The organism is Kribbella sp. NBC_00382, assembly GCF_036067295.1.
Lineage (GTDB): Bacteria > Actinomycetota > Actinomycetes > Propionibacteriales > Kribbellaceae > Kribbella.
Genome location: NZ_CP107954.1, coordinates 3,995,153 through 4,015,016 on the forward strand (window position 1 = coordinate 3,995,153; position 19,864 = coordinate 4,015,016).

Annotated in this window: 14 protein-coding genes; 8 read left to right on the plus strand and 6 right to left on the minus strand. The window is 67.0% G+C overall.

The features are described 5' to 3' along the window. Nucleotides 1–65: 65 nt before the first annotated feature. The 4 genes from OHA70_RS19515 to OHA70_RS19530 all read right to left on the minus strand — a co-directional run bounded on the left by OHA70_RS19515 (nucleotide 66) and on the right by OHA70_RS19530 (nucleotide 8,038). On the minus strand, nucleotides 66–3,782 hold the full coding sequence (locus OHA70_RS19515) for a DEAD/DEAH box helicase (RefSeq protein ID WP_328334583.1): 3,717 nt from the start codon (nucleotides 3,780–3,782) through the stop codon (nucleotides 66–68). Beyond that, nucleotides 3,745–5,133, minus strand: a complete 1,389-nt coding sequence (locus OHA70_RS19520; RefSeq protein WP_328334585.1) for an ATP-binding protein — start codon at nucleotides 5,131–5,133, stop codon at nucleotides 3,745–3,747. Before OHA70_RS19520 ends, OHA70_RS19515 begins: the two co-directional genes overlap by 38 nt. Further along, on the minus strand, nucleotides 5,130–7,448 hold the full coding sequence (locus OHA70_RS19525) for a tellurite resistance TerB family protein (protein WP_328334587.1): 2,319 nt from the start codon (nucleotides 7,446–7,448) through the stop codon (nucleotides 5,130–5,132). The genes OHA70_RS19520 and OHA70_RS19525 overlap by 4 nt, the downstream gene beginning before the upstream one ends. 197 nt (nucleotides 7,449–7,645) lie before the next feature. Next, a complete protein-coding gene (locus OHA70_RS19530; RefSeq protein WP_328334589.1) occupies nucleotides 7,646–8,038 on the minus strand; it encodes a MerR family transcriptional regulator in 393 nt (130 codons plus the stop codon). Between the two features lie 76 nt (nucleotides 8,039–8,114). On the opposite strand from OHA70_RS19530, the gene OHA70_RS19535 reads away from it, so the two are divergent. From OHA70_RS19535 to OHA70_RS19545, 3 genes are read left to right on the plus strand one after another with little or no spacing between them, the layout of a single operon-like run. Further along, nucleotides 8,115–9,281 carry an acyl-CoA dehydrogenase family protein gene (locus OHA70_RS19535; protein WP_328334591.1) on the plus strand — a complete coding sequence of 389 codons (1,167 nt, stop codon included), beginning with the start codon at nucleotides 8,115–8,117 and terminating at the stop codon, nucleotides 9,279–9,281. A gap of 39 nt (nucleotides 9,282–9,320) precedes the next feature. Further along, nucleotides 9,321–10,850 carry an acyl-CoA carboxylase subunit beta gene (locus OHA70_RS19540; protein WP_328334593.1) on the plus strand — a complete coding sequence of 510 codons (1,530 nt, stop codon included), beginning with the start codon at nucleotides 9,321–9,323 and terminating at the stop codon, nucleotides 10,848–10,850. Between the two features lie 44 nt (nucleotides 10,851–10,894). After that, nucleotides 10,895–11,659, plus strand: a complete 765-nt coding sequence (locus OHA70_RS19545; protein WP_328334595.1) for an HpcH/HpaI aldolase family protein — start codon at nucleotides 10,895–10,897, stop codon at nucleotides 11,657–11,659. On the opposite strand, the gene OHA70_RS19550 is transcribed toward OHA70_RS19545, so the two are convergent. Together OHA70_RS19550 and OHA70_RS19555 are read right to left on the minus strand one after the other, a co-directional pair. Further along, the gene (locus tag OHA70_RS19550; protein WP_328334597.1) at nucleotides 11,656–12,729 is read right to left on the minus strand and encodes a CobW family GTP-binding protein; all 1,074 of its coding nucleotides are present in this window, start codon (nucleotides 12,727–12,729) and stop codon (nucleotides 11,656–11,658) included. The genes OHA70_RS19545 and OHA70_RS19550 overlap by 4 nt on opposite strands. A 187-nt stretch (nucleotides 12,730–12,916) precedes the next feature. Continuing rightward, the gene (locus OHA70_RS19555) at nucleotides 12,917–14,050 is read right to left on the minus strand and encodes a serine hydrolase domain-containing protein (protein WP_328334599.1); all 1,134 of its coding nucleotides are present in this window, start codon (nucleotides 14,048–14,050) and stop codon (nucleotides 12,917–12,919) included. 357 nt (nucleotides 14,051–14,407) lie between these two features. On the opposite strand from OHA70_RS19555, the gene OHA70_RS19560 reads away from it, so the two are divergent. The 5 genes from OHA70_RS19560 to OHA70_RS19580 all read left to right on the plus strand — a co-directional run bounded on the left by OHA70_RS19560 (nucleotide 14,408) and on the right by OHA70_RS19580 (nucleotide 19,861). Beyond that, a complete protein-coding gene (locus tag OHA70_RS19560) occupies nucleotides 14,408–15,319 on the plus strand; it encodes an XRE family transcriptional regulator (RefSeq protein ID WP_328334601.1) in 912 nt (303 codons plus the stop codon). A gap of 111 nt (nucleotides 15,320–15,430) precedes the next feature. Continuing rightward, the gene (locus OHA70_RS19565) at nucleotides 15,431–17,182 is read left to right on the plus strand and encodes a proprotein convertase P-domain-containing protein (protein ID WP_328334603.1); all 1,752 of its coding nucleotides are present in this window, start codon (nucleotides 15,431–15,433) and stop codon (nucleotides 17,180–17,182) included. Between the two features lie 114 nt (nucleotides 17,183–17,296). After that, nucleotides 17,297–18,505 carry a GNAT family N-acetyltransferase gene (locus OHA70_RS19570; RefSeq protein ID WP_328334605.1) on the plus strand — a complete coding sequence of 403 codons (1,209 nt, stop codon included), beginning with the start codon at nucleotides 17,297–17,299 and terminating at the stop codon, nucleotides 18,503–18,505. A gap of 58 nt (nucleotides 18,506–18,563) precedes the next feature. Continuing rightward, nucleotides 18,564–19,331: a DUF4129 domain-containing protein gene (locus tag OHA70_RS19575; RefSeq protein ID WP_328334607.1), complete on the plus strand. Its 768-nt coding sequence runs from the start codon at nucleotides 18,564–18,566 to the stop codon at nucleotides 19,329–19,331. Further along, nucleotides 19,328–19,861, plus strand: coding sequence for a hypothetical protein (locus OHA70_RS19580; RefSeq protein ID WP_328334609.1), 534 nt, complete (start codon nucleotides 19,328–19,330; stop codon nucleotides 19,859–19,861). Before OHA70_RS19575 ends, OHA70_RS19580 begins: the two co-directional genes overlap by 4 nt. The last annotated feature ends 3 nt before the right edge of the window (nucleotides 19,862–19,864 follow it).

The following is a 19,864-nucleotide window of genomic DNA, read 5'->3' on the forward strand; positions in this document are numbered from 1 at the left end:
TACTCGGATAGCTCGGGGGGAGCTCCCGCCTACGGTTTGGCATCATTGATTTCCGTCTGTGAACGTCAGCTCGGGGCGAGGCCAATCTCCTTCCAGAATGTGGCTTCGGCCATGATTCGGGTGCCGTAGGTTCTGGCTTTGTTCGCTTTGCCGGACATCGATTCGGGGTCGGCGACGATGAGCAGGTCGAGGCCTTTCGTGACCCGCTCGTGGACGACCAGACCTGCTGCACGGGCGAGGGACTGGGCTCGGTCACGCGTGATGAGCTCGCCCTCGAGCCGCGCCTGAAGTGCACCTGTGAAACACACGCCAAGCCCCCGCAATCCTTTGTTCGCAGCGGTTTCAGGCTGATGACTCCGCGCGTCGTGGAGGGCCGCGGCGACCTCGCCGACTCCGAAACCAAGAGCGGCTGCAACATCTGCAAGGTCAGTAGCTTCGAAATCTGTCAGGACACCGTCGGCGAGGGCTGTCGCCGCGAGTGCGGACAGGTACTTGCTGTGCGCCTGGTGCACGTCCCGGCGGCTGAGCCCCCACTCCTGCGCTGTCATCGCGAGAGCTGCGGTCTCCCGGTCGTCGATGCGGCGGTCCTCAAGCGCTCGATCCAGCAGATCCAGGTACGCCGCGGTATCTGCGGGCACGAGCGCATCACGGAGATCGTGTGCAGGGAGGTGACGGACGAGTTGAGCGAGTGGGGAGAGCTCTGGTCGCCAGCGTTGAGATCGCCCGTGCGAGCGCCCGGACGGCGGCCACACGAACCAATCCGTGTTCTCCGGCCATGTCGTTGGAACGCAGCCCAGATCGCCGAGGGTGGAAATGCCCTGTCCAGATGAGCGCCTGAGGTACGTGGCCAGCAAGCCTGCGGTGGCCGACGCATCGCCCAGGGCGCTGTGGGCCTGATCATGGGCGAGACCTTCCGCAGCCAGGCAATCGGTCAGTCGCCCACCGCCCAGGAGACCGAGTCGATGCGACATGGCGAGGGTGCAGATCGCGGGCCAGGTCGGTGGACTTCCGCCGATTCGGACGTACTCGGCGGTGATGAAGCCGAGATCGAAACGAGCATTGTGTGCGACGACCACGGCATCGGCTAGCAACTCGGCGAGGTCGCCGGCGATGTCCGCGAAGCGCGGCGCGTCGCGGACGTCGGCTCCTCGAATGCCGTGAACGTGAGTCGGCCCGAGATCTCGCTCAGGGTTCAGCAAGGTGGTCCAGGAACGCTCGACCGTTCCATCGGCTGCCGTTCGTACTACAGCGACCTCCACGACCCGGTCGTGCAGACGAGGTGAGAAGCCGGTCGTTTCGACATCTAGGACCGCAAAGGGGGTGGAACCGAGTTCGGGCATCCTCGAGGTCCTCTGTGTTCGTGTAGATCGACGAGGCACAACCTCAGTGATCCCGGGGTCGCCCGGCAGACGTTCATCTGCGGTAGCCCTGGTGCCGGCGGCGGTTTCGAGACTGTCTCGCAGGCCCGATGCCGCTTTCCAGGCACCTTCGACATCGAGGCTCCGGGCAGCGAAAGCGGCTTCGAGGAGTTCGTCGCTCAGCTGTTCGTCGTACTTCTCGACGATCTTCGTTTCCACGTGAGAGGCGAGTGCCAGCGGGTCCGGAGGTCCGCCGGCGACAAGCTGTGCCATCTGCCGAGCTGCCTCCTCGAGGGCAGCGCCGGTCAGTGTGAGACAGACACCGTCCTGCCCGACGTCGAAGCCGGCCCCTGTCAGCGCGACCGTGAGCGTGGTGAGGATTCGGTCGCCGCGCCAGGGAAACAGCAGGATGTCAGCTCCCCAGGAGAGGATCGGGCTCTGCCCGAGCTCGAAGCGCTTGAAGTTGGCCCGGCCTTCGCTGAGCAGCCGAGCAGCTGTCGCATCGAGGTACCGCGGCACGGTGTCAGCGGTATAGATCCTGTACATCTCGCGGCGTACTTCGTCGGCGACTTCGCCACCGCCGCCGCCAGAGAAGGCCGGGGGCCGCCCTCCAGATGACCTGGTGAGTTCGACGACCCTTGCATGCGAATCGACGGCGGTCACTTTCCAGCGCTTACCGCCGAAGATCAGGAGTGAGCCGGGCATCAGTGGATAGTCCACTGGCAAGGTGCCGAGTGTCCGCCCGTTCGCAATGAGCCGGAACTCCGTGGCGCTGCGGAAGGCGGCATAGAAGCTGTAGTGCTGCACCACTCGCTCACCGGCCACGCCGTGCAGCAATAGCCCGTCTCGCTCCTGCCGGATGAAGTCCACCTTCTCGTCGGCCAGGGCGCGCAGCAGCGACTTGAACAAGATCGGCGTGACCCGGGAGAACGGACCGTCCTGGCAAAGCGTCCGGTAAGCCTCCTGCGGGGTTACGCCACCATGCTGCGCGATCAGCGAGAGCAGTTGCTGGGTGAGCGTGGACAGGTGCAGGCCGCCCGAATCCGGTGCCTCGACCCATCCGGCGAGGAGGAGATTGACCATTGCGATGCCTTGCACCAGGTCGGCTCGCAGTGCATCAGGAGGAGGTGTCTGCGGGGTGACCTGCTCCTCGGTGATGTACATGCGCAGTGTGGAGGCGCCACCGCGACGGCCAGAGCGGCCCAGCCGTTGCCGAAGACCGGCGACAGTCCGGGGCGCACCCAGCTGGGCGATCGACGTCACCGAACCGATGTCGATCCCCATCTCCAGCGTGGAGGTGCAAACCGCGTTGACCGGCCGATCCCGGTCTTTCAGCCGGCTCTCGGCGTGTTCACGAAGTTCTTTGGAGAGGCTGCCGTGGTGGGGGATGAACTCGTTCGGCACGTGAGCGAGATCGCATCGTCGTTTGAGCAGGTCGGCATAGATCTCCACCTTCTGGCGGGAGTTGGCGAAGATCAGGTTGTCGGTCCCACGAAGGGTCGCGAAGAGATGGTCTGCGATGGCTAGGTCGTCGCCGGAAGTCTCTTCCTCGGTGCCGGCCTCGCCATCGGGCCGCTCCACCACCACGCTCTCGGCAGCGGACAGCCTCGCCGGGATCGCCTCATAACCACGCACCTGAAGGCGGAGTTCGTGGGTGTCGTCAGCTGCCGTGATGACAGTGACCGCTGCCGCCCGGCCGGGACGGAGGAACTCCGACGCCAGCTCCATGTCGCCCAACGTGGCGGAGAGCCCGATGCGGGCGACGCGACGCCGGACCGCGAGCTCGATTCGATGCAGTAACGATTGCAGTTGAGCGCCACGTTCGGTGCCGATGAACGAGTGCATCTCGTCGATGACGACGTGCCGCAGGCCATCGAACAGACGCGAGATCTTGGGGCCGTGAACGACCAGGAGGGCCTCGAGTGACTCCGGCGTGATCAGCAGGAATCCGTCCGGGTTGCTGAGCACTCTTGCCTTGCTTGACCCTGCGACATCGCCATGCCAGCGGTGAACGGGCAGATCGAGATGCTCACACAGGGCGTCGAGCCGACCGTACTGGTCGTTGATGAGTGCCTTGAGCGGGCTGATGTACAACGTCTGTATGCCGGACCCGGGAATCTGTCCCGCTGTGTCCAGCCCATCCCGCGTGTTGGCTTCGATCTGCCGATCGCGGGCGGCTAGCAAGGCCGAGCAGATCGGCAAGAAAGCTGCCTCGGTCTTTCCGGATGCGGTGGCCGCCGAGATGATCACGTCTGTGTCCCCGGCGAGGATCGGCCCGACGGCCTGCTCCTGAGCACTGCGAAGCTCGGACCAGTTCTGCGTCCAGATCCACTGCTGAATCTTAGGGTGCAGAGTCGTGAAGGCCGAGGACGGTGGTGCTGTGGGCTCAGAGCCTGAAACTGGCAAGGTCATCATCGCCGTCATCGGAGGCTGCACGGGGCTGAGCCGGCGAGGCCTCGGGCTGAGCGGAGTTCGGGTCTACGGGGTCAGGCGGTAGCGGAGCCAGATCCGGATTGGCTTCCTCCTCCAGAACGACGGCGCCGACCAGTGGCGCCCACTCGGTGCCTGGGTTCTGTTCGAGGACGGCCAGTAGATTCACGAACTCTTTGATGGTGGTGCGTGGAGTCCGGAAGTAGGCGTCGCCGATCCGGTTTGAACAATGCGTCATGAACGCGGTGAGGCCGCTGTCCGGGATGAGATACGCGGCGGGATCGCCGACGGCGAAGACGTGCCGCAAGCGAGTGAGGAGGAGATAGAAATCCTCCGGACTCAGGTTCGCCAATCGAAGAACGGGGCCGGTGTAGTCGACAAGACCTCCAGTGGCAAAGGAGTTCTCGGCCAGGCGCGACTGCAGTGCGGCGTACGAGTAAAGGCCACGCCGGGTATCGAGCAGGAAGTCAGGGGTGCCGCCGAGTACGAAGCCCAGATGTGCGGCGGTTCCCTGGAGGCTGTCGTTCAGAATCCGGAGGATCTGTTCGTAGTTGGCGTTGCGAGCCTGCGTGTTGGCCAGCTTGTAGAGGTTCACCATCTCGTCGAGGCAGACGAGGAGACCGGAGAAGCCGGCCATCACGACGAACCGGGCCAACAGCTTGAGCTGATCGTAGAAACTCGCGTCGTCGACGATGGTGCGGACACCGAGTGCGGCCCGTGCGTCAGTGCGCGTCGAGAACTCACCGCGTAGCCAGCGGACCGCGTCGCTCTTCAGTTGCTCGTTGCCGGTGTCATGGCCACGCCAGTACGCGGCGATGACCTCGGCGAAGTCATAGCCACCCGTCAGTTCGGACAGTTCAGCGAGCCGGGTGCGAATGACCGTTTCAGGAGTGAGGCCGCTTTCCCTGGCATGGCCGAGGGCGCCGGTCACGAAGCGTTCGACAACGCTGCTGATCGCACCACCGTCCGGCTTGGACCGGGTGCTCATGTTGCGCATCAGCTCCGCATACAGAGAGCGCGCCTGCCCACCGGTCGCGTGCAACCGCCGATCCGGCGAGAGGTCGGCATGAACCGTGACGAGCTTGCGTTCCATCGCGATGGAACGAACCAGATGCAGGAAGAAGGTCTTGCCCGAGCCGTACTCGCCGATGGCCAGACGGATGCTGGAGCCACCGTCGGCGACCCGATCGATATCGGTCAGCAGAGCCTTGACCTCGTCGGCGCGTCCGACCTGCACATGTTGCTGTCCGAGCCGGGGGACAACGCCCGCGCGTAGTGCCTGGACGATCGCATCGCGGTCTCGTGGCCGGATCGTCGGGCCGGTGGCGGCTGAAATGGTGTTCATGCGAGCATCTCCTGCAGTACGTCGGAATCGATCTCGATCGGGTCGTCGCCATCGGCCACCGGTGCGCCGGTGAGGTCGTACGCCGCCTCGTTGAGGGTGTCGAGTGCTCCATCGGGAAGGAGCTCGAGTCCCTCGCACGCTGCCTCGAAGTCGGCCCGCGGCCACGAGCTGTGCGTGGCGACGACGCGCAGCAACGACGAGTGTGGTGTGTCGAGTCCAGCTAGGGCCGGCGTGTCCGGACGGACGACGACCGGAGCGGGCGCGATTTCGTCGTCCACGAAGATCGAGTTGAGCAGCGCGGCGACGGCAACTGTCTCTGCCAGCTTGGCGGCAACTCTTGCCTCGTCGAGTTGAATCGCGCCGCCCGCGGTCCCAGGACCTCGAACTGGCGGCGACGGTACGGCGAATCCGGGCGATGGTGCGGCGGGACGAACGGTCACCGGTGAGGTAGCCGGAGCGAAGCCCGCAGCGACCGTTGCGGCGTGGATCCGGCTGTAGGCCGAGGCTGGATCCAGCCCGAGCAACTTGAAGATCTTGGTGAGTGTCGTGACCTCCGCCGGTGACACGACCCCATCGGCGGCGGCCACGGTGGCAAGGAAGTCGCCAACCGCGCTCCGCTCGGCTTCACCGAGTGTGGCCAGACGCTTGGTGAGGCCACTCAGCTTGGTCTGACCAGCCAGCAGCCACATCAGGTGGGCCTGCAGGCGCAGGCTCTCAGGCAGGCTTAGGTGCATCGAGGTATGCAGGTGGTTCTTCAGGTGCTGAGTCTCGGCGTCGGACACGTCCCCGTCGGCCATGCTGACCGATGCGGCCAGATGCAGCAGGATGGCGGCAGCGGCGTAACCGGAGGTCGGCGTCGAAGGCTGGTTGGCGGACGTACGGAAGAGGACTGCCGCACCCGGGCTGAGAACGGGGCCGCCGAACCTGACGTCTGGCTCGAGCCCCACACCGGATTCGGCCAACAATTGGGCGAGTGCGACGGCCTCGGCCTTCAAGAGTTTGTCCGATGACTTTGCCGGCCAGAATGCCAGCAGGTCCGACGCTTCGATCAGCACGGCTGAGTCCTCGCCGAGTCTGGCGTCGACGAACGCGGTGAGACGCGCCAGTTCGCCGCCCGCCTTGGCCATGAGTTCTCGGGGGAGCAGAGCAGTCGCTGCCAGCGACCCACGCCCGTCGGGATTCCGGCCGAGGTATCTGCTGTACGCGTCCAACGAGGTCGTGCAGTCCTCGACGAGCGCGGCCAGCTTCTGTGTAGGCGCAGCCTGGGTCAGTACGTCGGGCAGATGCGTGGTGAGGACAGCGTGGTCGATGCCCGCGCTGGCCGGATGATATTCGTGCTTCAGCACTCTCTTGGCGGGCCGAATGGTGAGCCCTGCCTTGTACTTCGCCTGGTAACGCTCGTGGAAGAGCGCGTCGAACTCGTCCGGGCACCGAGTCGCTGGGGTCCGGGGATAGATCTCGGGATGGAAATGCGCCCAGGCCCGCGCCCAGTCAGATGGCACCGGAGATCCGTTCACCGCGAAACCACCGAGAGTGATCTGGAGGGCGAGCGGCACCGGCCACCTCTCGGCCGTTCGCGCGGGAAGGGTGAGACCCTGCCCGCCGGAGGAGTCGCCAAGAGTGTAGAAGTCGATGGTGGAAAGAAGGTTCGACGCATAGGACCGGAACGAGTGGCTTCCGCCGTACAGGGCGAGCAGTCGGCCCACCTCGACGCGGATCTGCTGCAGGTCACCGACGGCGGCTTGACCTTGTGGCCAATCCACAAGCAGTCGCCGCTCGAGTCCGTAGAAGAAGAGGAACGGCCAGCTCACAGGCACGTTCGGCTCTCGACGGCCGCCGGCAAGCCAGGTCAGGTAGGCAGCGCGAGCCTGCGGACTGATCTCGCTGTAGGAAGGCCAGTAGCCGACCGTCGCTCCGGACCAGTCAGGTGAAGTGAAGTCGACGCGCAAGGCTGGATCGATGAGTGCGGGATCGATTCCATGCCCGTTGCCGGCGTGTAACTGCCTCCCGACGTACAGCATGCCGTCCGGGATTGTCAGACCGGCGATACTGACCGGCGTACCCGGAGGGATCCAGCCCTGAGCAGGCGCCGGCCGCCGAAATTCTTGCGTCGCCCGAGGTGGTGACTGGTGACGTGCGGGCGCTGGGAGCCCGGATCTCCCCGGCGTCTCGGTCTGAGGCGCGGCACGTGTGTGTCGTCCTGCGATTCTCGGTTGCTTAGGACGCCTGAACGCGTCGAACAAACCCATTACTGCCCCCGGTTCGCACCCCCCTGGGCGTCCGAGTGGACACCCACCATGCGAACTCGGGCTCATGCTAGCCACACACCACCGACATTGACGATGCCTGGCAGATCGCAATGGCGGTTGGCGCGGATTCGAAACGCAGGGCCGACGCGGATGCGGACGCAGGGCCGGCGCGGATGCGAACGCCGGGCCAGGCAGGCAGGTGCGGGTGGGTGGTCGAACGAGCACGCGACGGAGGAGCGGGCGTCGGAGGCCGGGGTCAGTACCTACTTGGTGCGGAGGGTGTTGAGGTCGGTTTGGCAGCGGGCTTCTACCTCCGCCAGTTCGGAGAGGGTTTCGTCGATGTCTCGGCGGCGTTGTTCCAGTTCGGCCCGGCGGGTGGTGATTTGGTTGAGGAGGTAGACGAGCTGGCCTTCCTCGCCGGGTTCGCGGTCGTACATGTCGACGATGGTGGCGATCTCGTCGAGGCTGAAGCCCAGGCGTTTGCCGCGGAGGATGAGGGCCAGGCGGACGCGGTCGCGGGGGTGGTAGACGCGAACCGTGCCGCGGCGTTCGGGGGTGAGCAGGCCGCGGTCCTCGTAGAAGCGGATCGTGCGCAGGGTGACGTCGTACTCGGCGGCCAGTTCGGCGATGGTCCAAGTAGCTGGTTCGACGGGCACCCGGATATTGTGCACGCACCCCATCGTGCTTTACGTTTACGTAAGCGTCAATCACGAGAGCCTGGGAGCCACGAAGATGTCGTACGAGCTGTCCGAAGAGCACCGCGAGTTCGCCCACAGCGTGCGCGACTTCGCCCAGGCCGAGATCGCACCGCACGCGGCGGAGTGGGATCGCAAGCACTACTTCCCGGTCGAGGTGGTCCAGAAGATGGGCGCGCTCGGGCTGTTCGGGCTGACCGCGCCGGAGGAGTTCGGCGGGTCCGGCGGCGACTTCACCAGCCTGTGCGTCGCGATCGAGGAGATCTCCAAGGTCGACCAGTCGATGGGCATCACACTCGAGGCGGCGGTCGGGCTCGGGATCAACCCGATCCTCACCTTCGGTACCGACGAGCAGAAGAAGCAGTACCTGCCTGAGCTCATCGCCGGGCAGAAGCTGGCCGGGTTCGGCCTGACCGAGCCCGAGTCGGGCTCCGACGCCGGCGCCACCAAGACCAAGGCCGTACTCGACAACGGCGAGTGGGTGATCGACGGCTCCAAGCAGTTCATCACCAACTCCGGCTCGGCCATCACCTCGCTGGTCACGGTGACCGCCCGCACAGGTGAAAAACCGGACGGCCGCCCCGAGATCTCCACGATCATCGTCCCGACCGGTACGCCGGGATTCGTCGCCGAGGCCGCGTACGACAAGCTCGGCTGGCACGCGAGCGACACTCACCCGTTGTCGTTCAGCGGCGTACGGGTGCCTGAGGCGAACCTGCTCGGCGAGCGCGGCAAGGGGTTCGGCCAGTTCCTCGCCACCCTCGACGACGGCCGGGTCGCGATCGGCGCGGTCGCGCTGGGCTGCATCAAGGCCTGCCTGGAGATGTCGGTCCAGTACGCCGGTGAGCGCAAGACGTTCGGTGTGCCGATCGGTCAGAAGCAGGGCGTCGCGTTCCAGATCTCCGACCTGAAGGTGATGGCCGACGCGGCCGAGCTGCTCGTGTACCGGGCCGCGGCGCTCAAGGACGCGGGGGCTCCGATGAAGGAGTTCAAGCAGGCCGCGGCCGTCGCGAAGCTGTACTCGACCGAGGCAGCTGTCACCGCGACCCGGATCGCCACCCAGGTCTTCGGCGGCTACGGCTTCATGGAGGAGTACCCGGTCACCCGGTTCTACCGCGACGCCAAGATCCTCGAGATCGGCGAAGGTACCTCCGAAGTCCAGCGCATGCTGATCGCCCGCGGCCTCGGCCTCCCTGTCGAGTGACAGTCGGTCGAGTAAAGACCAAGGTGACAGGATGACCGCATGAGCAGGGATCACTGGACCGAGTTCAAGGTCGCCCGCGAAGCGACGATGACGCCGCCCCCGAAGGCGGCCGAGAAGCTCGCCAAGCAGAACAAGCTCTACGTCCGCGACCGGATCGCGATGCTCGTCGACGAGGGCAGCTTCGTCGAGGACGCCCAGCTGGCCAACGCGCTCAACCCCGGCCTGCCCGCGGACGGTGTCGTCACCGGCCGCGCGCTGGTCGACGGCAGGCCCGCGTTGCTGGTCGCGAACGACCCGACCGTGAAGGCCGGGTCGTGGGGTGCCCGGACGGTCGAGAAGATCGTCCGGATCACCGAGGTCGCGCTGCGCGACGAACTGCCGATCTTCTGGCTGATCGACTCGGCCGGCGCCCGGATCACCGACCAGGTCGACCTCTTCCCCGGTCGGCGTGGAGCGGGCCGGATCTTCCACAACCAGGTCGCGCTGTCCGGCAAGGTGCCGCAGATCTGCTGCCTGTTCGGCCCGTCGGCCGCCGGTGGCGCGTACATCCCGGCCTTCTGCGACCTGGTGATCATGGTCGACGGCAACGCCTCGATGTACCTCGGGTCGCCGCGGATGGCCGAGATGGTGGTCGGCGAGAAGGTGACGCTGGAGGAGATGGGCGGCGCCCGGATGCACACCAGCGTCTCCGGTTGCGGCGACCTGCTCGCCAGCGATGACGCCGAGGCGATCGACCTGGCCAAGCAGTACTTCTCGTACCTCCCGGGGTCGTGGCAGTCGCAACCTCCGTCGTACGACGCGTCGCCGGCCGGCCGCGACTTCACCCGCGACCTGGTGCCGATCGAGGAGAGCGTCGGGTTCGACATCCACGACGTGATCGATGCGATCGCGGACGCGGACACCTTCTTCGAGATCAAGCCCGCGTACGCTCCGGAGCTCGTGGTCGGATTCGGGCTGCTCGCTGGGCAGGTCGTCGGCTTCGTCGCGAACCAGCCGGCGGTCAAGGGTGGCGTGCTGTTCGTCGACTCGGCGGACAAGGCGGCCCGGTTCATCTGGTTGTGCGACGCGTTCAACGTGCCGCTGATCTACCTGTGCGACGTACCGGGCTTCATGATCGGCTCGGAGGTCGAGCGGGCCGGCATCATCCGGCACGGCGCGAAGATGATCACCGCGGTGTCCGAGGCGACGGTGCCGACCGTGTCGGTGATCGTCCGCAAGGCCTACGGCGCCGGGCTGTACGCGATGTGCGGGCCAGGCTTCTCGCCGGACGCCTGTATCGCGCTGCCGACGGCCAAGATCGCGGTGATGGGTCCGGAGGCGGCGATCAATGCCGTGTACTACAACAAGATCCAGGAGATCGCGGACGAGACCGAGCGGGTCGAGTACGTCTCCAAGCTCCGCGAGGAGTACGAGACCGACATCGACATCCTCCGGCTGGCCGCCGACCTGGTGATCGACGCGATCGTCGAGCCGGAGAATCTGCGCGACGACCTGATCGCCCGGCTCGCCGCGGCGCAGACCAAGAACCGGCACTTCAGCACCAAGCGGCACGGCGTACCACCGGTGTAGACCTGCACGGGCCCGGTGTCGGCCGGGCCGTATAGCCTGCGGGCATGACGTCCAAGGACTTCGCCGATCGGCTTCGAAGCAGGCAGGTCACGCTCGGTTACTGGGTGATGATGAACGCGCCCGCGGCGACCGAGCGGATCGCGCTGACCGGGTACGACTACGTCGTACTGGACGGGCAGCACGGGTTGATCGACCAGCGTGGGTTGCTGGACGGACTGATGGCGATCGATGCTGCGGGCAACGGTACTGCGGGGTTGGTGCGGGTCGAGGCGAACAATGCGACCCCGATCGGGCGGGCGCTCGACGCGGGCGCGGCCGGGGTGATCGTGCCGTTGATCGACACGGCCGAGGATGCGCTGCAGGCGGTACAGGCGGCGCGGTACCCACCGAGCGGGATTCGGTCCTACGGTCCCGCGCGGTCGGGGTTGCGGATCGGGCCGGTACCGGCGGAGGCGGACGCGGCGACCGTCGTACTGGCGATGATCGAGACCCGGCAGGGGCTGGAGAACGTCGCGGGGATCTGCGCGACGCCCGGGCTGGACGGGATCTACGTGGGACCGTCCGATCTGCGGTTGGGGATCGGTGGCAAATACCCCGGAGATCCGGAGGTCGCGGAGACGTTCGATGCGGCGATCGCGTTGATCGCCCGCACGGCGGCCGCGGCTGGGGTTGCCGCAGGCATCCACACGAACAGCGGCGACGAGGCCCGCCAACGACTGGCTGAGGGCTACACCTTTGCCACCGTCTCCTCAGACCTAGACCACCTGCAAGCCGCTGCCGCGGCGCACCTGGCGGCCGCTCGCGACTAGAGGACTCCGGCGAAGGGGTCTTCCAGGGATTGCCAGTCGAGGGTGGCTAGCTCGGATTCGGTGAGTAGGCAGTTGTCGAGGATGGCTTGGAGGCGGGCGGGGTCGAGGCCTACGCCGGTGGCGACGACTGTGCACTCGGCGAGGTGGTTGGTTTCGGACCATTCGCCGAGGGTGCCCAGCGAGGCGCTGTAGCCGGCTGATTCCCAGCGGACGCGTTGGGTTGGGCGGTTGGCCAGCCAGACGACGCCTCGGCTGCGGACCACATCTTCGACGATGTCCTCAAGGGCTTCGCTGAGACGGGCGGGGTGCAGCGGGCGACTAGAGCGCCACAGGACGGTGGTGACGCCGTCGCCGCTTGGCTGCAGACGGGAGTCCGTCGCCAGTTCACCGGCCCACGCCTCGGCAGCCGCGAAATCGAACCGTCCGAGCCGGGCAACCGCACCAGCCGGTACGCCGCTCGCGTCGGCGTTGACGACCGTCGTCCGCGGGTTCAGGTGCTGGAGCAGGTGGTGCAACCGCTCGGGCGCCTTGCTGCGATGGGCATTCGCCAGCACGCAGACATCGGCGTATTCGACCTGCCGCGCGGTCAACTCCGCCACATTGCGCCGGTCCGGCGGCCCGAGCGCGAGCCCACGCTCGTCGAGCAGTTCGTCCCCGGACAACTGCTCGACCAGCAACACCGCATCGACCACGCAGGTCACCGTGTCGACCTGTACTTCGGGCATCGTCGCGACCAGCGCGTTCGCCAGCGAGCGAGCCTCCATCGCCGGCGGCGTCGCCAGTACTACGTGTTGCCAGTGCCCGCGTCCGACCAGTGTCTCCAGCAACGGCAGGAGCGACTCGATCAGCTGGCAGGCGCCGCAGTCGTCGCCGACGCTGAACTCACCGGCGTCGATCGGGCCGCTGGAGTCGAACACCTTCCAGGTCAGCACTCCCCGGGCGGGCAGCTCGTCCTGGTCCACCACGACGGCCACTGTGGTGGCGTCGACCATGGCGTCCAGCACGGGCTCGCGAAGCGTCGTCGAGAGTCCGGTCAGCAGGGTCAACGGGGTCTTCCGAGGGGCGGCCATACCCCCACTATATGAAAACGGTTTTCATCAGTAAAGAGCCGGGGGGACACCAGTTCTCGATCCGGACCGGGAGATTTCCGCGCAGTACCGGGGAATAGTTGCTCTCCACCCATAGTGCGCCCACGCGAGCCGCCTCGCTCGTCTCCGCGCGTCGCTGTGCAACTTCTTCCCCACCCCACCGCCCCGGTCAGGCGGCCCCGAGCAAGTCGTCGAGCGTCTTCCAGAAGTGCAGGATCGGCTCGCCCAGCGGAGGAAGGTGTTGCGTCATCAGCACTGCGGTCACACCGTGGTCGGGGAAGTTGTACCAAGTCGTCCCCAGCCCACCGCCCCACCCGTACCGCCGCGGCAGCGCAGGATCGAGCCGGACCTGTACGCCGTGCCCCCACCCCTCGCCGTCAAGGAAGATCGAGGCGGACGGCCCGCTGCGTTGCTCTTCGGTCAGGTGATCGGCGGAAAGGTCAGCAACGGCGGCCTCGGTGAGCAGCGAGCCGCCGCCGTCCAGGAGTAGCCGTCCGAAGCGCAGGTAGTCCGCAGCCGTCGACACCAGGCCGCCGCCCGCGTGCGGGAACACCGGCGGCGCCAACCAGTCGCTGTCGTCAGTACCGTCAAAAACAACGTCACCACCCGTGAAGCAAGGAACCAACCGCTCACGGGCATGCTCCGGTACTGCGAACCCCGTATCGCCCATCCCCAACGGTTGAAGCAAACGCTCAGACAGCAGCTCAGGCAACGGCTTCCCCGCAGCGCGAGCGAGCAGGATGCCAAGGACCGAGTAGGCAAGGTCGTACCGCCACTGCCGACCGGGTTGCTCTATCAGCGGAAGCCCGGCGAACTCCGATATCCACTCGTCAGGCGTGTGTTGAACAGCTGACGGCAATGGCGGCCCCATACCGAGCCCACGCGCGACGGCAAGCTCCGCGACCGGGCATGAGTCCACCTCGAAGGCGAACCCGAACCCGAGTCGCATGGTCAGCAGGTCGTCGACCGTCACCTCCCGCTCGGCCGGCACGGTGTCGTCGACCGGCCCGTCGAGCCGGCGAACCACGCGACGATCGGCAAGCTCAGGAAGCCATCGAGTAATGGGATCCGAAAGCGCGAGCAGACCACTAGCCGCCAGTTGATGCGTGAGCGCAGCGGCGAGAGGCTTCGTCATCGAGCTGATCCGCACGACCGCATCAGCCTGCAAAGGCTCGCCACCCGGCCCGCTGCTCCCAACCGCCGAGATCTGATCGCCCGCCGAAGAGCTGATCGCGATCACGGCACCAGGCAGCGCCCCAGACGCGACGAACCCGTCCATCTCTTTCCCCAGCACCGTCATCATGCAGCACAACGTAACCGAGGCCACGGACAGTTTCCGTGAACTAACTCGTAGCGCTCGTGTACCGCCGAAGCCCAGCCCTCCAAGCCAATCCGCTCACCGCGCACGCAGCCCCCGCGGTACCAAGAGCCACCGGCACCGCCACCAGCCCACCACCCCGCGCGAGCCCGAACTGCCACACCGCTTCGTACACGACGACGCAGTTGAGGCAAGATTTTAAGGTGGCGAGATCTACGCGCCGCAAAGGCTTGGCCAGGGGTAGCGGGAGCTTAAGATCTGGGTTGAAGGAGGAGCTGTCGAGTTAACTGTTAAAGGGCTGATGTCTTCCGTTGCCTGGGGCTGCTAACTAGGGTGCGGACTATGCCGGAGCCAGTGGTGCAAACGGATGAGTTCGCGGTCGTGCTGCGGGCGGCCATCAGGGCGCGCGGGCTGGGGCTGGAGCGGATCCGGGATCGGCTGCGGGGGCAGGGTGTTTCGGTCAGCCTGGCGACGTTGAGTTACTGGCAGTCGGGTCGGTCGCGGCCGGAGCGGCGGGATTCGCTGGCGGCTGTTCAGTTGCTCGAGGCCGTGTTGGAGGTTCCGGCCGGGACGTTGCTGGACTCACTGGGGCCGCCGCGGAGGCGGGGGCGCTGGCTCAGTACGGTGCCGGTACCACCTGAGGTGGCTGCCTTCTGGGCTCGGCCGGATGCCGTCGAGGACGCGGTCAGCGAGGTCGACATCAAATGGGACGAGCGGCTGACCCGGATCAGCCAGCACGACCGGGTGTTCGTCGGCGCCGACGGTGGCGAGCGGTCGTACCACTCTCGCCAGGTACTCCGCGCAGAAGCGGACGGCCCCGACCGCTGGGTGGTGATCATGCATCTCGACGAGCACGATCGCGCGCTGCCCGAGATCCGCCCGCTGCGGCATTGCCGCTTGGGCCGGACGGTACTGCGGCCCGGCGACGGGTTGCTGGTCGCGGAATTGTTGTTCGACCGGCCGTTGCGCAAAGGCGACACGGTGATCACCGAGCACGAGCTGGTGAATTCCGCGCCTTATCCGCCGGCCACCAACTATGAGCGGAAATTCCGGTTGCCGGTGCGCGAGTTCGTGCTGGAGGTCTGTTTCGACCCGGACCGGTTGCCGGTCGACTGCGTGCGCTATTCCCAGCTGGACGACGCGGACGAGGTCGCGGCCCGGGTCGAGGCGCTGGAGTCGGTGCACGGGGTCGCGCTGAATTTCGGCCCCGGGCGGTACGGATTCCGGTGGAGCTGGCCGGATTCAGTAGAGTGAAGTGTTAAGGCTATCGCCTTAACTGTGAAAACAGTGCGACCGATATCGGTGCCTTGAATTCGTCCCTAGGGTCGGCCTGACCTCCCCCGGAGAATTCAAGGAGAACCACTGATGAAAAGGCGCAGAATGATGGCCGCCACGATCGGCTCGGCGGCGACGAGTGCCGCGATCGCGGCACTCGTCACGGTCGGCGGCCCGGCCAGCGCGAACCAGCAGCCGGCGGCCACGGCCGTCCAGCAGCAGGCAGTACTGCACCAGCTGTCCGAGCGGCTCGCCCCCTCACCCGCTCAGGCCGGCCGGTGGATCGCCGATGGCAAGTTGATGGTTGCCGTGACCAACGAGGCTGAAGCCACCAAGGTCAGGCAGGCCGGCGCGACCCCGCAGCTGGTCACCCGGAGCCAGGCTCAGCTCGACGCGTTGCTCGCCAAGGTCGACAAGATCACCCGGGCGGATCGCGGGAAGGGCCTGCAGAGCTGGGGAATCGATCCAGTCAGCAACAAGGTCGTAGTACGGGTTCGTGGTGCGTACAGCGCGCTGCGCGGGCTCGGCGATGGAGTGCAGGTCGTACAGGTCAAGACTCAGGTCGAGCAGCAGTCCGGTGAGGTGAACCCGGGTGATCCCTGGTGGCCGGGCAGCGAGAGCAACTGTTCGGTCGGGTTCCCGGCGACCGATGCCCAGGGCAACAAGCGCTTCGTGACCGCCGGGCACTGCACCAACGATGCGAACCAGGCGGCGTACGGGGCCAGCGGGCAGAGCAACAAGCTCGGTACGTCGAACGTCGGCGGCACCCACAGCATCAACGCCCGTGAAGGCGACATGGGTGTGGTGGACGTGACGGAGAGCGGCTGGACCATCTCCCCGAACGTCAACACCTGGGGGTCGCCGGCTGTCACGGTCAGCGGCTCAGCCGACGCGATCGTCGGCGACGCGGTCTGCCACTCGGGCAACACCGCGCCCAACTGGGAGTGCGGAACCGTCACCGCGGTCAACCAGACCATCGACTACGGCAGCGTCCAGATCGACGGGCTGAGCACGACCAACGCCTGTTCCGAGGGCGGTGACTCGGGTGGCGCTTGGTTGCGCGGCGACAAGGCGGTCGGCCTGCACTCGGGCGGCAACAGCAGCTGTGTGCAGGGCGACTCCGGCAACTCGATCTTCCAGCCGGTCAACGAGGCGCTGGCCAAGTGGAACCTCACCCTGCTGACCGGCGCCCCCGACCCGGGCGGCGACGACGAGGCACCCACCACCCCGGGCAACCCGCGCTCGACCGGTACTACGTCCGACAGCGTCTCGCTCGCGTGGGACGCCTCCGTCGACAACGTCGCGGTCACCGGGTACGACGTCTACAACGGCAGCACCCTGGCGACCACCGTCACCGGTACGACGGCCACCGTGTCGGGCCTGTCCGCCGACACCAGCTACTCGTTCACCATCCAGGCGAAAGATGCCGCTGGCAACAAGTCGAAGGCGACCCCGGCGGTGACGGCGCGGACCCAGCCGGGTGGTCCCGGCGGCGGCCGGACGTTCGCCAACGGCACCGACTTCCCGATCCGCGACTTCGCCACGGTGGTCAGCCCGGTCCGCTCGACGGCGACCGGCCGGGCCGCGAGCCCGTTCAAGGTCACCGTGGAGGGCAACCACACCTGCTTGGAGGACCTGAACATCAGCGTGGTCTCCCCGAGCGGTCGCTGGTACTACCTGCAGCGCGCCGGTGGCACGACCTGCCACCCGCTGCCGGCCAGCAAGACCTACAGCGTGACGCCGACCGGTACCGAGAACGCCACCGGCACCTGGAACCTCCGCATCGGCGACAACGGCCCCGGCGACACCGGAACCCTCACCAACTGGTCGATCACCCTCTGACCACCACTAGGTGGAAGCGCCGGCCGGCATGGGGACAGCTGGCCGGCGCCCACCCGGTACTACGTGGCGAGAAACTCTCGGCGGGGTGGAGCGGTTGTCTGGTAGGCAAGGGGTATGACGATCGAGATCGGGGTCTACGGCGGCGAGTGGGACGAACTGCGGGGGATGATCGACCTGGCGTTCTCCGCTCCCTGGAGTGAGGCCCAGTTGGAGACCGAGCGGCGGGCCTGGGAGCCGGCGCGGAGCATTGTCGCCAGGGACGGCGGGCAGGTTGTCGGGCATACCGGGGCGTTCTCGTTCGAGTTCTCCGTGCCTGGTGGGCAGGTGGCCGCGGGTGGCGTGACGATGGTCGGGGTGGTGTCGACGCATCGGCGGCGGGGGATTCTGCGGGACCTGATGCGGCGGCAGCTGACCGACCTGTACGAGGCAGGCGAGCCGCTCGCCGTGCTGACTGCGAGTGAGCCGGTGATCTACGGACGGTTCGGCTACGGCCTCGCCTCGGATCATCAGGAGATCACCATCAAGAAGTCCTCCCGCGAGCTGCGCAAGGTGGCCGGGGTCGAGGACGTACAGGTGCGGTTCGCCGATCCGCAGGAGTCGCTGGCGCGGACGGCCGCCTTCCGCAATGCCGAGGCGCTGACCCGGCCGGGGATGTTCCAGCACAACGAGAACTTCCAGTACTACGTGACGCACGACAACGTGACGACCAACCTGCGAGGTGCGTCGCCGCTGCGCTGCGTGCTGGCCGAGCGCGACGGCGAGCTGGTCGGGTACGCGCACTACCGCACTCGGCGGACCGACAAGGGCTTCGTCGACGTCACCCGGGTCCACTCGAGCGACCTGGCCGCACATGCCGCGCTCTGGCAGTTCCTGCTGGACCCGGACCTGCTGGGCGAGACGACGTACGAGCAGTTGCCGTCCGACGACCCGCTGCTCTACCTGCTGGTCGACCCGCGAGCGGCGCACCCGACGACGCTGGATGGCGTCTGGGCCCGCGTGATCGATGTCGGCAAGGCGCTGGCCGCCCGGACCTACTCGGAGGACGTCGACGTCGTCCTGGGCATCGAGGACGACTTCCTCCCGTGGAATGCGGGCTCCTGGCATCTAGTCGGCAACCAGAGCGGCGCCACCTGCGACAAGACGGAGCGTACGCCGGACCTCGTGCTCGGCGTACGGGAGCTGGCCACGGTCTACCTCGGCCGCCCGTCGCTTGCTCTGCTCGGAGCAGCCGGCCTGGTCGAAGAGAAGACCGAAGGGGCATTGCAGAAGGCGTCGAGGGCATTCGTCTCTGCCCGCGCGCCCTGGCTCGACACCGGCTTCTGACCGTTGCAGGTTGCTGCAGCCGACCAGTGCTGATCCAGCAGCGAGTTAGTCTTCCGGGATGCAGCCGAGCCGTCGTAGCGCGTTGGCGGTGGCCGTTGTCCTGATGCTGGGCGTCGCCGCGATCGCGCTGGTCGTACTGGCCTCCGCGGGCGGCAGCGTCCGGCCGTTCAGTGAGAGCACCGCGACGGCGGCACCGCGGGAGCTCCCGACCATCACGCCTCCCGCAGGGAACCCGCAAGCGCAGCAGTCGCCGCCACCGCGGCCCCAGATCAAGCCGGTCAAGCAGCCGGCCTGGATCCAGTTCATCTGGCAGGCGCTGTTCTACACCGCGGTGACGATCCTCGTACTGCTCCTGATCCGCGCCCTGTACCGGATGATGACCAAGGTCGAGCTCCCGACGCCCGAGCGCTCCGGCGAGGCGTGGGAGCGGCTGAAGGTCGACCGGCTCGCGGATGCGGTCGAGTCGGGCCTGGCAGCAGTCGACTCCGGTACTGCGACCGACGGCGTCATCGCCTGTTGGGTGGCGCTCGAGGGAGCCGCCGCATCAGCAGGGGTTGCCCGCGAGGCCTCCGAGACGCCTGCCGAGTTCACTGTCCGAGTACTCGGTGTCGGTGGTGTCTCCGAGCCCGAGTTGCTCCGGCTTGCCCAGCTCTACCGTGAGGCGCGGTACTCGACGCACGGCTCGAGCGAGGACGCGCGGGCGCAGGCCCGGGCTGCTCTGGTCAGTTTGCGCGACGAACTGGCGGCCGCGATCGCTCGCCGCGCACCGGTCGAGCCGCAAGAAGCTGGGCCTGGGCAGCAAGACAGTGGGGTGCCTGCGCCATGAGGCAGCGGTTGGGGCCGTTCGACAAGCTGCTGGTGCAGCATGTGCTGATCGCCGTGGTCGGCAGCCTGCTACTGGTGGCGGGCTTCGCGCTGGCCGGGACGCAGCCGCGGCCGCTGTGGTTCGTCGCGATGGGGCTGGCGATCGGCTTCGGCTCGCTGGCGCTGCGGTTGATCGCGCCGCAGATCCTGGAGAGCTCGTGGCCCGCCCGGTACGACGAGAAGCTGACGGCCCGGCGCGGCCGGCACAGTGACAACCGGACGCAGTTCCTCGCGACCTGGGTGCAGGAGTCGGACCGGGAGCGCAGGGCCGGCGAGGGATCGATGACGTTCACCCGCCGAATCCGGCCGCTGCTGCTGGAGCTGACCGCCGACCGGTTGGTGCACCGGCACGGCATCGACCCGGAGCTGGAGCCGGAGCGGGCCCGTGAGGTGGCCGGCGAGCAGCTCTGGGACCTGATCAGCGGTACCGAGGCACGGACCGCGACGTTCGCGGAGATCGAGTTGGCAGTCCAGACCATCGAGAAGTTGTGAGGG

What these genes read in the sequence shown, in the direction of transcription:
- OHA70_RS19515 (WP_328334583.1), bottom strand. Translation starts at nt 3,782, where the DNA reads ATGACGGCGATGATGACCTTGCCAGTTTCAGGCTCTGAGCCCACAGCA.
- OHA70_RS19580 (WP_328334609.1), top strand. Translation starts at nt 19,328, where the DNA reads ATGAGGCAGCGGTTGGGGCCGTTCGACAAGCTGCTGGTGCAGCATGTG.
- OHA70_RS19525 (WP_328334587.1), bottom strand. Translation starts at nt 7,448, where the DNA reads ATGAGCCCGAGTTCGCATGGTGGGTGTCCACTCGGACGCCCAGGGGGG.
- OHA70_RS19520 (WP_328334585.1), bottom strand. Translation starts at nt 5,133, where the DNA reads ATGAACACCATTTCAGCCGCCACCGGCCCGACGATCCGGCCACGAGAC.
- OHA70_RS19550 (WP_328334597.1), bottom strand. Translation starts at nt 12,729, where the DNA reads ATGGCCGCCCCTCGGAAGACCCCGTTGACCCTGCTGACCGGACTCTCG.
- OHA70_RS19575 (WP_328334607.1), top strand. Translation starts at nt 18,564, where the DNA reads ATGCAGCCGAGCCGTCGTAGCGCGTTGGCGGTGGCCGTTGTCCTGATG.
- OHA70_RS19540 (WP_328334593.1), top strand. Translation starts at nt 9,321, where the DNA reads ATGAGCAGGGATCACTGGACCGAGTTCAAGGTCGCCCGCGAAGCGACG.
- OHA70_RS19535 (WP_328334591.1), top strand. Translation starts at nt 8,115, where the DNA reads ATGTCGTACGAGCTGTCCGAAGAGCACCGCGAGTTCGCCCACAGCGTG.
- OHA70_RS19545 (WP_328334595.1), top strand. Translation starts at nt 10,895, where the DNA reads ATGACGTCCAAGGACTTCGCCGATCGGCTTCGAAGCAGGCAGGTCACG.
- OHA70_RS19570 (WP_328334605.1), top strand. Translation starts at nt 17,297, where the DNA reads ATGACGATCGAGATCGGGGTCTACGGCGGCGAGTGGGACGAACTGCGG.
- OHA70_RS19555 (WP_328334599.1), bottom strand. Translation starts at nt 14,050, where the DNA reads ATGATGACGGTGCTGGGGAAAGAGATGGACGGGTTCGTCGCGTCTGGG.
- OHA70_RS19560 (WP_328334601.1), top strand. Translation starts at nt 14,408, where the DNA reads ATGCCGGAGCCAGTGGTGCAAACGGATGAGTTCGCGGTCGTGCTGCGG.
- OHA70_RS19565 (WP_328334603.1), top strand. Translation starts at nt 15,431, where the DNA reads ATGAAAAGGCGCAGAATGATGGCCGCCACGATCGGCTCGGCGGCGACG.